Source organism: uncultured Lacinutrix sp., from assembly GCF_947500605.1.
In the GTDB taxonomy this organism is placed as follows: Bacteria; Bacteroidota; Bacteroidia; order Flavobacteriales; family Flavobacteriaceae; genus Lacinutrix.
In genome coordinates this window covers 1-12,227 of sequence record NZ_CANMSJ010000004.1, presented here as the reverse complement: position 1 = coordinate 12,227, position 12,227 = coordinate 1, and the positions used below count along the sequence as shown (strand labels likewise).

The 12,227-nt window shown below is 32.9% G+C and carries 14 protein-coding genes; 3 read left to right on the top strand and 11 right to left on the bottom strand.

Features of this window, described 5'->3' with window-relative positions:
* Positions 1-43 precede the first annotated feature (43 nt).
* Positions 44-406, top strand: a complete 363-nt coding sequence (locus tag Q0935_RS07145; RefSeq protein WP_299383924.1) for a heavy-metal-associated domain-containing protein — start codon at positions 44-46, stop codon at positions 404-406.
* A 129-nt stretch (positions 407-535) separates the two neighbouring features.
* Here Q0935_RS07145 and Q0935_RS07140 read toward each other — a convergent pair whose 3' ends face one another.
* From Q0935_RS07140 to map, 4 genes are all read right to left on the bottom strand, one after another.
* Positions 536-904: a DUF423 domain-containing protein gene (locus Q0935_RS07140; protein WP_299383922.1), complete on the bottom strand. Its 369-nt coding sequence runs from the start codon at positions 902-904 to the stop codon at positions 536-538.
* Positions 905-917: 13 nt separating this feature from the next.
* Positions 918-1,682, bottom strand: a complete 765-nt coding sequence (locus Q0935_RS07135; RefSeq protein WP_299383920.1) for a class I SAM-dependent methyltransferase — start codon at positions 1,680-1,682, stop codon at positions 918-920.
* A 57-nt stretch (positions 1,683-1,739) separates the two neighbouring features.
* On the bottom strand, positions 1,740-2,114 hold the full coding sequence (locus tag Q0935_RS07130) for a GxxExxY protein (RefSeq protein WP_299383918.1): 375 nt from the start codon (positions 2,112-2,114) through the stop codon (positions 1,740-1,742).
* Positions 2,115-2,205: 91 nt separating this feature from the next.
* Positions 2,206-3,024, bottom strand: coding sequence for a type I methionyl aminopeptidase (map, locus tag Q0935_RS07125; protein WP_299383915.1), 819 nt, complete (start codon positions 3,022-3,024; stop codon positions 2,206-2,208).
* Between the two features lie 121 nt (positions 3,025-3,145).
* Between map and Q0935_RS07120 the strand changes: the two genes are divergently transcribed.
* Positions 3,146-4,417: an acetyl-CoA hydrolase/transferase C-terminal domain-containing protein gene (locus Q0935_RS07120; RefSeq protein WP_299383913.1), complete on the top strand. Its 1,272-nt coding sequence runs from the start codon at positions 3,146-3,148 to the stop codon at positions 4,415-4,417.
* On the opposite strand, the gene Q0935_RS07115 is transcribed toward Q0935_RS07120, so the two are convergent.
* From Q0935_RS07115 to Q0935_RS07095, 5 genes are all read right to left on the bottom strand, one after another.
* Complete coding sequence (locus tag Q0935_RS07115; protein ID WP_299383911.1) at positions 4,414-4,815, bottom strand: BT0820 family HAD-type phosphatase; 402 nt, start codon at positions 4,813-4,815, stop codon at positions 4,414-4,416. The two genes, Q0935_RS07120 and Q0935_RS07115, sit on opposite strands and share 4 nt — an antisense overlap.
* Positions 4,816-4,893: 78 nt before the next feature.
* The gene (locus tag Q0935_RS07110; RefSeq protein WP_299383909.1) at positions 4,894-5,214 is read right to left on the bottom strand and encodes a hypothetical protein; all 321 of its coding nucleotides are present in this window, start codon (positions 5,212-5,214) and stop codon (positions 4,894-4,896) included.
* Between the two features lie 2 nt (positions 5,215-5,216).
* Complete coding sequence (gene gpmI / locus Q0935_RS07105; RefSeq protein ID WP_299383907.1) at positions 5,217-6,734, bottom strand: 2,3-bisphosphoglycerate-independent phosphoglycerate mutase; 1,518 nt, start codon at positions 6,732-6,734, stop codon at positions 5,217-5,219.
* A gap of 81 nt (positions 6,735-6,815) precedes the next feature.
* Positions 6,816-7,583, bottom strand: coding sequence for a M48 family metalloprotease (locus Q0935_RS07100; RefSeq protein WP_299251149.1), 768 nt, complete (start codon positions 7,581-7,583; stop codon positions 6,816-6,818).
* Positions 7,584-7,613: 30 nt separating this feature from the next.
* Entirely contained in the window at positions 7,614-8,342 is a 729-nt protein-coding gene (locus tag Q0935_RS07095) for a M15 family metallopeptidase (RefSeq protein ID WP_299383905.1), read from the bottom strand.
* Between the two features lie 100 nt (positions 8,343-8,442).
* On the opposite strand from Q0935_RS07095, the gene Q0935_RS07090 reads away from it, so the two are divergent.
* Positions 8,443-8,868: a GNAT family N-acetyltransferase gene (locus tag Q0935_RS07090; RefSeq protein ID WP_299383903.1), complete on the top strand. Its 426-nt coding sequence runs from the start codon at positions 8,443-8,445 to the stop codon at positions 8,866-8,868.
* On the opposite strand, the gene Q0935_RS07085 is transcribed toward Q0935_RS07090, so the two are convergent.
* Positions 8,869-10,005 carry a gliding motility-associated C-terminal domain-containing protein gene (locus Q0935_RS07085; RefSeq protein WP_299383901.1) on the bottom strand — a complete coding sequence of 379 codons (1,137 nt, stop codon included), beginning with the start codon at positions 10,003-10,005 and terminating at the stop codon, positions 8,869-8,871.
* 9 nt (positions 10,006-10,014) lie between these two features.
* Positions 10,015-12,227, bottom strand: a 2,213-nt coding sequence (locus Q0935_RS07080) for a beta strand repeat-containing protein (protein ID WP_367275015.1), incomplete at its 5' end; no start/stop codon positions are given.

Genomic DNA, 12,227 nt, shown 5'->3' with positions numbered 1-12,227 from the left:
TTTAGGCAGGATTTTAATAAAAACAACAATAAAACAAAACAATATGAAACTATTTAAAACCACAGTAATAACTTTAGCATTACTATTTGCATCTATTTCATTCGCTCAAAACAAAAATGCTAGAGCATCAATAGAAGTAGATGGTGTTTGTATGATGTGTAAAAAACGCATTGAAAAAGCGAGTTTAAATACCAAAGGTGTTAAGTCTGCTATTTGGAATGTAGAAACACATGAGCTAAAATTAATTTTCGATGAACGTAAAACAGATATCGAAACTATTTCTAATAGTGTATTGGCAGTTGGTCACGATACTAAAACAGTTAAAGCTACAGACGAAGCATATAGTAAAGTACATCCTTGTTGTAAATATAGAGATGAGGAAGTTCTTGACGATCACAAGGACTAATTGTAAAATAAATAAAACATCTTTTAAGAAAGCTCGAACTTTAGTTCGGGCTTTTTTTGTTTTATAGGTTTTATTTTAGAGAAATAAGTGTGAAATTATAGCTCTAGCTATAAACAGAATAAGTTTTTGTTAAAGCACGTTAATTAATAATAGTAACCAGCCAATGACTAAAAGTAATCCTCCAAGTGGTGTAATAGGACCTAGAAAACGAAGTTTTTTTCCTTTTACATCAGATAAAATTAGGCCATAAATACTAAAAGAGAATAGTATAATACCTATTGTGAAGCAATAGTATATTGCAGAGGTTACGTTTTCAGAATTAAAACCTAAAACTAATAAAACAATAGCATGATACATTTGGTATTTTACGCCAACTTCAAAACTATGTAATTGCTCGTTAGATAAAATCTTTTTTAGTGCATGAGCACCAAAGGCTCCAAATATTACAGATAACATTCCAAAAAGGGCACCTGTAGCAATTATAATTTCTTGTGTCATTACTATTATAATTTTATTTGTAAACAATAGGAATAATTTCTCCTTTTGCTAAACAGTATTTGTTTGTTTCTTCTTCAGAAAGTCTTGCGGTATAATCTTCTTCATTTACCATAAAACCAATATCTCTAAGCTTACTAAAGTAATCGTAACCATAAACACGTACATGGTCGTATTGCCCAAATATTTCAGCGCGTTCTTTTTTGTCTGTTATAGTATTATCTTCAAACGTTGTGGTTCTAGATAGATCTTGTGGAATTTGAAAAATGCCATAACCACCAGGTTTCATTACCCGAAACAACTCTTGCATAGCCTTAGTGTCGTCTGGAATATGTTCTAAAACATGATTGCATAAAATAATGTCGTAGCTATTATCTTTAAAAGGAAGATTACAAATATCTGCTTTTACATCTGCAATTGGAGATAGTAAATCGGTTGTAGTATAATCAAGATTCTCTAACGCCTTAAAACGTTTTAAGAAACACTGCTCTGGAGCAAAATGAAGTACGCTTTTTTTAGCAGAAAAGAAATCGGTTTCATTTTGTAGATACAACCATAATAATCGGTGTCTTTCTAAAGATAAAGTAGAAGGAGATAATACGTTATTACGTTGTTCGCCATAACCATAAGGTAGAAAAGATTTGAAGCTTTTACCGTCTATTGGATCTGTAAATGTATTGCCTTTTAAAAAGAAAGCTAAAATTGGTCGTGCAACATAGCTTAACCTAATTAGTAGCGGTCTTGGTATGGTGTTGAGTATTAATTTGAAGAGTTTTTTCATTTGTGGTTACACAGATAACTATTTTTTTTGGACACGAATTTCGCAGATTTTCACGGATTATAAAATAACTCTTCTATACTTAAGGCTATCTTCTCCAAAATTAATAAGTAATCCAAGTTTTAACTTCGAAGCAGCTAAATAGTTTAGCGTTTGTTTAATGTGAGAATCTGTAAGTGTACTTATAGCTTTGATTTCTAAAACAATTTTATGGTCAATAATAAAATCTGCTTTGTATTTGTGAGGAAGTATGTTTCCTTTGTAACTAATATTAAAAGTGGTTTCTCTTGAGAAGTTTACGTTATTATCTGTTAATTCTATTTCTAAGGCATCACCATAAACGACTTCGCTAAAACCTTTACCTAATTCTTTGTGTACTTGCATACACAAGCCAATTATTTTGTAGGTGTCTTCATTATAAAGTAATTCGCTCATAGTTTAGTATTCGAGTAAGTAATCCGTGAAAATCTGCGAAATCCGTGTCTAAAGCACATAAGAGTAATCAAAACAATTTTAGATCAACAAATTAAAGCACTAAAGCTTTCTGTCTAAATTCATCTTCTTCTGTAGATGTAATACCTAAAGCATCATAGATGTAAGCAAAAGTTGAAAGAATCTCAGGTTTACCATCTATAATCGCTACATCATGTTCAAAATGAGCACTAGGTTTATTATCTTGAGTAGTAATAGTCCAGCCATCTCTATGTTGTTTAATGCGTTGTGTTCCAAGATTAATCATAGGTTCTATGGCAACAACCATACCTTCAATAAATTTTTTACCGCGACCACGTTTTCCGTAGTTTGGCATCTCTGGATCTTCGTGCATTACACGTCCTAATCCGTGTCCAACTAATTCCCTTACTACACCGTAGCCATGGTCTTCGCAATATTTTTGTATGGCATAACCAACATCTCCAACACGATTACCGACTTTTAATTCTTTTATACCAAGGTATAAAGACTCTTTGGTAACTTGTAATAATTTTTCGGTTTCTGGATCTATTTCTCCAACAGCAAAAGTATAAGCATGATCACCATAAAAACCATTTTTTATAGAACCACAATCTATAGAAATAATATCACCTTCTACTAAAGGTGTATTGTTAGGGATACCATGTACTACTTGAGAATTAGGACTCATGCAAAGTGTGTTTGGAAAGTCGTACAATCCTAAAAAACCTGGCACAGCACCTTGGTCTCTAATACATTCTTCTGCAATTTTATCTAATTCTAATGTTGTTACACCTGGTTTAACAGCTTTAGCAACCTCTCCTAATGTTTTAGAAACTACAAGTGCAGCTTCACGCATTAATTCTATTTCTTCTCTTGTTTTTACTACAATCATAATTCAAAATTATTGGCGCAAAGATACTTAAAATAAAATGCTTTTTTTGTTTTCAAAACATGACTTTTGACAGTTTTTAAGAGTTGTACGGGTAGTATTTTTGTACTCTAAAATTAATAATATGTTTTCTCCAGTTACTGCAGCAGAAGCTGTAAAAGTTATAAAGTCTAATAATCGAGTATACATTCAAGCGGCCGCTGCAGCTCCTCAATCTTTAATACAAGCATTGTCTGCTAGACATGAGGAATTAAAGAAAGTAGAGATTTGTCACTTACATACAGAAGGTGCTGCACCTTATGCAAATCCCGAATTTCGAGATAGTTTTCATGTCAATTCTTTTTTCATTGGAAAAAATGTAAGACATACTTTAAAAGCAGGAAATGGATCTTATACACCTGTTTTTTTAAGTGAATTGCCCTCGTTGTTTAAACGAAATATAGTTGATTTAGATGTGGCTTTTATTCATGTTTCTGTACCAGATCGCCATGGGTATTGTTCTTTAGGAGTATCTGTTGAAGCTACTTTAGCTGCTATTGATAATGCAACTACTGTTATAGCTCAGGTTAATAAATTTATGCCGAGAACTCATGGAGCTGGTATTATTCATGTTTCTGAAATCGACATTTTTGTTGAAGATCATCAACCACTTCCTAGTCATGCTGTTGTTGCACCAAATGATATTGAAGAGAAAATAGGTGAATATGTTGCTAATTTAATTGAAGATAGAAGTACACTTCAAATGGGAATAGGAAGTATTCCAAATGCAGTATTAACAAGATTAACTAATCATAAAGATTTAGGATTGCATACCGAAATGTTTTCGGATGGTGTAATAGATTTAATTCTTAATAATGTTATAACAGGAAATTATAAAGCTATAAATCGTGGTCGTGCATTGTCTACTTTTTTAATAGGTTCTCAACGTTTGTATGATTATGTAGATGATAATCCTTTTGTGGAGATGCGTGCTTCAAATTACACAAATGATGTTTCAATAATTAAACAAAATCCAAAAATGGTAGCAATAAATTCTGCAATAGAAGTAGACGTAACAGGACAGGTTTGTGCCGATTCTATTGGTGCAAATATGTATTCTGGAGTAGGAGGGCAGATGGATTTTATAAGAGGTGCTTCTTTAAGTGAAGGCGGTAAAGCTATTATTGCATTACCATCTATTACAAGTAAAGGTATTAGTCGAATTGTTCCTGCTTTAAAAAGAGGAGCAGGAGTTGTTACCACGCGTTCTCACGTGCAATATGTAGTAACCGAATATGGTGTTGCAAACTTATATGGCAAAACAATAAAGCAGCGCGTAAAAGAATTGGTAAATATTGCGCATCCAGATCATAGAGAGGCAATAGATAAATCTTATTTTGAAATGATAGGAGGTTAGAATTTAAACCATCCTTTTTTCTTTTTTTGGCTGGGTTTAGGTGTTTCGTTTGTAAGCATTTGATATATTTCTCCCCAACCAAGGATACCTCCAATATTTCTATCGTCTATAAATAAATCCGCATGAATTTTTCTGCTTGCATTTTCTAAAGTTTCTTCTTCAGGAAAACTTTTGTTTACGGCATAAAACTCAATGCCATTGGTTTTACAATATTCAACAGCCTCCTCAAGTTTTTTTCCATGACGGTAGGTCCATAAAATTAAACGGTGTCCATCTGCTTGTAAACGTTTTAAAGTATCGAACGCAAATAAACGTTCTTCTCCAATTCCAGGATAACCATCTTCTACAATAGTACCATCGAAATCTACAGCAATAATAAGTCCTTTAGAAATATTCATTCAAGTTTTAATTGATTACAAAAATACGATTTAATAATAAATTGACATTCTTAGTCTTGCTCGAAGTGTATTTTAAAATTAATCAATAAGCGTTACATCAATTACTTTGTTTTCGTTTTTATTAAAATTAACATCCAAATGAAACGGAGCCATATAGCCAAATTCAATAAGATAATGAAAGTTAATAGCGCTACTATCTTTGGGTGTGCCGATAAGTTCTAATACTTCAGATTTACTTTTGCCAATTAATATATTGCTCTCAACTAAATCTGAAGCCATAAGACCTTGCTCTCTTGGGCTAGCATTTTTCCATTTTGTAGTTTCAAACTTTTTAGTGTTGTTGTCTGTACAATTTGAAAAGCTAATTAATAAGAGAATAACTATTATTATCTTTTTCATTATTAGACTAACGATTCCTGAGTCATAACTTTAGGTTTTTCAACACCTATAAGTTTTAAGATAGTAGGAGCTAAGTCGCCTAAAACACCATTTTTAATTTCCTTTAATTCGTTATCTATTAAAATTACAGGAACAGGATTAGTAGTATGTGCTGTATTTGGTGATCCATCTGGATTAATCATAGTTTCGCAATTACCATGATCTGCAATAAGTAAAGTTGTGTAACCATTTTCTAATGCTGTTGTTACTACTTTTTCTACACAAGTATCTACAGCTTCACAGGCTTTAATAGCAGCTGGCATTGAGCCTGTATGACCAACCATATCACCATTCGCAAAGTTTAAACATACAAAATCGACTTCGCCTTTTTGTAATTCTGGTACTAAAGCATCAGTTAATTCAAAAGCACTCATTTCTGGTTTTAAGTCGTAAGTAGCTACTTTTGGTGAGTTTTTTAATATGCGAGATTCACCTTTAAAAGGCGCTTCTCTTCCTCCTGAAAAGAAAAAAGTAACGTGAGGATATTTTTCAGTTTCAGCAATTCTAATTTGTGTTTTGTTGTTTTTTTCTAAGACTTCACCTAAAGTTTCTGTGATGTTGTCTTTATCGAAAATAATATGAATGCCTTCGAAGGCATCACCATAATTCGTCATTGTAACATAGTACAAATTCAATTTATGCATGTTTTGTTCGTGGTGATCGTTTTGATATAACGCATCTGTTAACTCACGACCTCTATCTGTTCTAAAATTGAAGAAAAGAACAACATCGTCTTCTTTTATTGTTGCTAACGGAAGTCCTTCGGTATTCGATTTTATAATTGGTTTTATAAATTCGTCTGTAATATCTGCATCGTAATGTTTTTGAATGCTTTCGGTTAAATTATTAGATAATTCACCAGTACCATTAACTAAAGCATCGTAAGCAAGTTTTACGCGTTCCCAACGGTTATCGCGATCCATTGCGTAATAACGACCTGTTATAGATGCAATTTCTGTATTTTTATTTTGAGTATAATTTTCTAGGTCTTCAATAAAACCTTTTCCAGATTTTGGATCTACATCGCGCCCATCTGTAAAGGCATGAATGTAAGTGTTTTTTACACCCGCATCCTCGGTAGCATCTACTAATGATTTGATGTGGTTAATATGAGAGTGCACACCGCCATTACTAACCAAACCTAATAAATGAATGTTTTTACCTTCCGCTTTAGCGTAATTAATAGCATCTACTAATACTTTTTCTTGTGCTAAAGTATTGTTTTCTATTGCTAAATTAATTTTCGCTAAGTCTTGATAAACAATACGTCCAGCTCCTAAATTCATGTGTCCAACTTCACTGTTTCCCATTTGTCCTTCTGGTAAACCAACATGTAAACCGTCTGTTCGTAATTGGGCATTTGGGTATTTTGAATACAGGCTATCTATAAAAGGAGTATTGGCATTATCTATAGCAGAAACTTTTGGGTCTGGGCTTTTTCCCCAACCATCAAGTATCATTAGGATGACTTTTTTGTTCATTTTCTTAGAATTTGAATAACAAATATAAAAAGAAAAGTCCCGCAAATGCAGGACTTTATATTATAATTAAGCGAAAACGATTTAGTTACGTCTGTATCTTTCTATCGCTTCTCTAATGTGTTCTATTCTATTGTCTGGATCTGGGTGAGAGCTAGAAAATTCTGGCTGACGGTTAGGTCCTGCTGCATCTTTTAGAATTTGCATAACACCAATCATTTCTTCTGGATCGTAGCCAGAGCGCATCATGAAACGTACACCAAGTTCATCACTTTCTAGTTCGTCTCCACGTCCATTTTTAAGTAATGTTCCGTTTCCTATTTGGCTAACAATTCCTCCCATATCTGCACCAACAGAACCAGCTGTGCTTAGTCCTTGCCACATTTTGCTGCTTGCAATTCTTTCTGCAGAATGCTTTCCTAATACATGGCCAATTTCATGACCTAAAACACCAGCGAGCTGATCTTCATTTTTTAATTTAGAAAATAGAGCATAGGTTATACAAATTTGTCCACCAGGTAAGGCGAAAGCATTAATAGTGTTTTGGTCTGCTAAAAGATGAAATTCGTATTTATACGGCGTATCTTTTGCAATACTGTTTTGTACTAACTTGTTGCCTACATTGTCAACTAAAGCTTGATATTGCTCGTTAGGGTAAAGTCCGCCATGTTGTTGTGCCATTTGGTTTATACTCGCTAATCCCATTTGTATTTCCTCAGCTGGAGACATTGAAATAGCTTGTACCTTTCCTGTATAAGGATTGGTTTCTCTGCTCATAAAATGCTTAATTACAAAAAAGGCAGCAATGGCTACACCAATTAATAATCGTCCTTTAAGTCCTCCTTTTTTCATGTGTTGTAGTGTGTTAGTTATTTTATAAAGTTACAAAAGTTCAGGATTAATATCTAAAATATTTTCTTCTGTATAGTTGGTAATAAAGTTGTTAGAGAATTCTTCGCTACCTAAAAGTTTATCGTTTTTAAGAATATTAGCGATGTCTAATTTTTTGTAATCTTTTAAGTATTGAGATGAAAGCGGCTTGTAGCTGTAATGCCAAGGCTCGTATTTAAAACCTTTTCTGTTGGGTAAATCGGTATAAGCTAAATGGAAACCAAAGTCTTCTGCATGTACATCCATCCATTCTTTTAATTTGCAAAAAGCACCATTATTATGAAAGTTACTTTCTAGTAATAAGCCTCTAGGTTGTTTTACATTGGTTTGGTAAATATCGATATCTGTTCCCCAATGGTGACGAGACGTTCCGGGAATGGTTGAGTATTCTATTATTTTTTTTATGTTCTCTGTAGTGGAAAGACCGTTAGATTTATTGCTGTTAAATTTACGTTCCCAAATACGTTTTTGATGTGAGAAACTTCTGTAACTAGAAACGGCTCCTATTTTTATATTGCTTTTTAGAGCTTCGGCTTGCATTTTTTTAAATGCTAAATAGGCTTCTTTTCTTAGTTTATAACCTTCCCCAAATAATGCAGGTTTACCTTTTCCTATTAGTTCTTCAGAAGAAATTATAGTTTGTGCAATGGTAAATTGCGGTAGTATGGTAATTGCTAAAATTATTAGTGCTCTATATATAATAACTGCTTGTCTATTCATTAATCTTATGTTTTTTAAAAGTCGCTTTTATAGAAAGAATTTCTTTTCTATATTTATTTTAAGTCTTTCAAATTTAATTAATTTTGTTAAAAAAAACACGATGCCTTTCTGCTTTAAAATTATTGATAAAAAAGATATAAATACTATTATTCCGTTAATACAAAAATTAACAAATAATAAAAATTCGGATGCAATTTTAAAAGAGCGATTTGCAGAAATGGTTGAGCAAAATTACGAATGTGCAGGAGTTTACGATAATGAAAAACTAATTGGTGTTTGTGGTATGTGGTTTCAAACTAGACATTATTCTGGTAAATCTATGGAAGTAGATCATGTTTATATTGAAGCTAATTATCAAGGTAAAGGTTTAGGTAAAAGCTTCTTTAAATGGTTGTATGATTATGCTAGATCTAAAGGCTGTAATACATCTGAATTAAACACTTACGTTCAAAATTATCCTTCTCATAAGTTTTATTATAATGAAGGATATGAGATTTTTGGATACCACTTTTATAAAACTTTATAATTAGTAATTAATATATATCCAGCCAGAATAACTTTTGTTTTCTTCGGCTAATTCTAAGACATAAAAATAAGTGCCTACAGGTAGTTTGTTGCCTTTTGTTCCAACTACTTTTTTGTTAGCAACACCATTGAAAGTGTTTTTGTAATTTTCGACATCGTAAACTACTCTTCCCCAACGGTTGAATATTTTTAGGTTGTTATTAAAAAGTTCAACACCTTCTATTATAAAAACGTCGTTTAAACCATCATTATTAGGACTTATTCCGTTGTAAACTGTTAAACCATCGCTGCCTATTAGAGCTCCAAAAGTTATAATTTCAAAATCATTTGGAATAAATTCAAACGAGCTAATTGTTCCGTTATTTAAATCGCCAGAAACATCTGTATTTCCTAAGTCTAGCCATCTTTGTTCAGTTTTACTCCAACCAACAACCCTTAGATTTAAAAGGTTTTCTACTAAGTTAATTATTTGACTTTCCTGGTCCCAAGTAAGTGTAACTAATGTTTTATTCTCTCCATTAAAATCCCAAAATTCCTGCGTACTAATTATATTTATTATGCCTTCAGAATTATTTGTATTGAAGCTTTCAGCAAAAGTAGAAGGGAAGTTTGGGTCTTCGTTAAAATATGCGGCTTTAAATTTTGAAATTTCTGGTTGAAATGGAATTAGTAAAGGTCTTAATTTATTGTCTTGACCAATAGGGAAAGTAAAAGATTGATCGCTAGTTATTGAAGCATATCCATCAACATTTCTTAAATCGTCTTCTAAGGTAAATATGGCATCATTGAAATAGTCTAAAGAAATATCAGGATTAGCTCTAGGTGTTATAATATCTCCTTCTAAATAATCTAATGCATTTATAACCTCTGTGTTTACTTCTAAAAATAAATGATTACCAACTAAAACTTCAATATCATTAAACCTTGGAGTTTCTGTTCCAGAAATTGTTAAGGAGTTATCCATGTTATAGAATCCTGCTAAACCCAAATTTTCATTAAAAGTACCATCGTTTTCTAGGTTTATGTGAAATCCTATTTTACCTTGATCGTGTATTTGTACATTACCAAAGTTGTGAAAAGATTGTTGAGCTATGCCTATTTGAATAATAAATAGAGCTATGTATTTTAGTGTTTTCATATTTCTATATTATTTGTAAGCTGTAAATATTACTAATAAAGCTTCATTATTAATATCTGTTGGTTGTACGTCTGCTAATGGATTTGTGCTATTACTTGTAATTGTTCCATTGGTGTAATTAACAGAAATAGTGAAGCCGTCTGTTGTAAACGTAACAAAAGCGCCTTCAATTTTACCTAAGCTACTACCGTTTTGATCGCCATATCTTACTCCAATACAGTTAGAACTGCTTGCGTATCTAGATATATCGTTAATTGAGTTTCCGTGACCACCTGTATACATTACTTGTTGTGCTAAGGTTCCTCCAATGTTTCTTGCAAAACCATTCATTGTACCGTGTGAATTGTCAATGCCTCTATCGTTATTTCCTGTTCCATTGTCGCTATCAATATTTAAACTCTCTACATTTGCATTGGCAACAAAGGTAACTTGTGAGGGTTGAAAAGGTATTCCTGATATCGTTGTTGTTCCTTCTGCTGAAATAATAAAAGTTCCGGTGTATACTGTTGGTCCTAAATAAGCACCTCCATTTGTACCAACTTCTAATTGATTATCTGTTTCTGAAGCAACAACTTGTGCTTTAAATTCTACGCCTTTTTCATCTTTATAAGTTATTTCTCCTGTCGCAGCAGAATTTGAAGCAGTAGTAGTGTCGTCCTGTTGGAAAGTGGTTACCGTTTCTGTAATATTTGTAGACGTTCCACTTGCACTAATATGAGTTGCGATTGTATTTCCTGTAGTTACAACTGGAGTTACTTCAGAATCTAAGTCAGTTAAGGGAATATTTAAAGTTCCACTAGAATCTGTTATAGAAAGATTTGTACCATCTGTAGAGAATGCTGTATTTACTTCGTTAGACGCATCAGTATCTTCATCAGCAGTAATGTGATCTGCAATATCATTAGCATTCTCAGTAATTTGAGTTTGAATAGCAGTATCATCAAAAGGTGTTACGCTTAAATCGATATTGTTATCAGCATCGGTAGTTACAGTTACAGAGCTGTCTGAAGAAGCTACGGTTTGAATTTCGTTAGTTGCATCGGTGTCTTCATCTGCAGTAATGTGATTTGCAATATTAGAAGCGTTTGTTGCAATATTTGTTGTATTACCAGTAATTGCAGTATTTTGAGTTATTTGCTCTGTTTCTAAATCGTCGATATCATTAGCGTTCTCAGTAATTTGAGTTTGAATAGCAGTATCATCAAAAGACGTTACGCTTAAATCGATGTTATTATCAGCATCTGTAGTTACAGTTACAGAACTATCTGAAGAAGTTACAGTTTGAATTTCGTTAGTTGCATCGGTGTCTTCATCAGCTGTAATGTGATTTGTTATTGCAGCTTCATTGTTTGTGATAGCTGTGTTTTGAGTTTCTTGTTCTGTTTCTAAATCGTCGATATCATTAGTGTTCTCAGTAATTTGAGTTTGAATAGCAGTATCATCAAAAGGCGTTACGCTTAAATCGATGTTATTATCAGCATCTGTAGTTACAGTTACAGAACTATTTGAAGAAGCTACAGTTTGAATTTCGTTAGTTGCATCGGTGTCTTCATCTGCAGTAATGTGATTTGCAATATTAGAAGCGTTTGTTGCAATATTTGTTGTGTTACCAGTAATTGCAGTATTTTGAGTTATTTGCTCTGTTTCTAAATCGTCGATATCATTAGCGTTCTCAGTAATTTGAGTTTGAATAGCAGTATCATCAAAAGGTGTTACGCTTAAATCGATGTTATTATCAGCATCTGTAGTTACAGTTACAGAGCTGTCTGAAGAAGCTACGGTTTGAATTTCGTTAGTTGCATCGGTGTCTTCATCAGCTGCAATGTGATTAGCTATAGCCGTTTCGTTGTTTGTGATAGCTGTGTTTTGAGTTGCTTGTTCAGTTTCTAAGGTTGTAATATCTGTTTCGTTTGTGGTAATATTGTTTGTATTATCAGCAATTGCGGTATTCTGAGTTATTTGCTCTGCTTCTAAATCGTCGATATCATTAGCGTTCTCAGTAATTTGAGATTGAATAGCAGTGTCATCGAAAGGTGTTACACTTAAATCGATATTGTTATCAGCATCTGTAGTTACAGTTACAGAACTATCTGAAGAAACTACAGTTTGAATTTCGTTAGTTGCATCGGTGTCTTCATCAGCTGTAATGTGATTTGTTATTGCAGCTTCATTGTTTGTGATAGCTGTGTTTTGAGTTTCTTGTTCTGTTTCTAAATCGTCAA

What these genes read in the sequence shown, in the direction of transcription:
- Q0935_RS07145 (WP_299383924.1), top strand. Translation starts at nt 44, where the DNA reads ATGAAACTATTTAAAACCACAGTAATAACTTTAGCATTACTATTTGCA.
- Q0935_RS07140 (WP_299383922.1), bottom strand. Translation starts at nt 904, where the DNA reads ATGACACAAGAAATTATAATTGCTACAGGTGCCCTTTTTGGAATGTTA.
- Q0935_RS07135 (WP_299383920.1), bottom strand. Translation starts at nt 1,682, where the DNA reads ATGAAAAAACTCTTCAAATTAATACTCAACACCATACCAAGACCGCTA.
- Q0935_RS07130 (WP_299383918.1), bottom strand. Translation starts at nt 2,114, where the DNA reads ATGAGCGAATTACTTTATAATGAAGACACCTACAAAATAATTGGCTTG.
- map (WP_299383915.1), bottom strand. Translation starts at nt 3,024, where the DNA reads ATGATTGTAGTAAAAACAAGAGAAGAAATAGAATTAATGCGTGAAGCT.
- Q0935_RS07120 (WP_299383913.1), top strand. Translation starts at nt 3,146, where the DNA reads ATGTTTTCTCCAGTTACTGCAGCAGAAGCTGTAAAAGTTATAAAGTCT.
- Q0935_RS07115 (WP_299383911.1), bottom strand. Translation starts at nt 4,815, where the DNA reads ATGAATATTTCTAAAGGACTTATTATTGCTGTAGATTTCGATGGTACT.
- Q0935_RS07110 (WP_299383909.1), bottom strand. Translation starts at nt 5,214, where the DNA reads ATGAAAAAGATAATAATAGTTATTCTCTTATTAATTAGCTTTTCAAAT.
- gpmI (WP_299383907.1), bottom strand. Translation starts at nt 6,734, where the DNA reads ATGAACAAAAAAGTCATCCTAATGATACTTGATGGTTGGGGAAAAAGC.
- Q0935_RS07100 (WP_299251149.1), bottom strand. Translation starts at nt 7,583, where the DNA reads ATGAAAAAAGGAGGACTTAAAGGACGATTATTAATTGGTGTAGCCATT.
- Q0935_RS07095 (WP_299383905.1), bottom strand. Translation starts at nt 8,342, where the DNA reads ATGAATAGACAAGCAGTTATTATATATAGAGCACTAATAATTTTAGCA.
- Q0935_RS07090 (WP_299383903.1), top strand. Translation starts at nt 8,443, where the DNA reads ATGCCTTTCTGCTTTAAAATTATTGATAAAAAAGATATAAATACTATT.
- Q0935_RS07085 (WP_299383901.1), bottom strand. Translation starts at nt 10,005, where the DNA reads ATGAAAACACTAAAATACATAGCTCTATTTATTATTCAAATAGGCATA.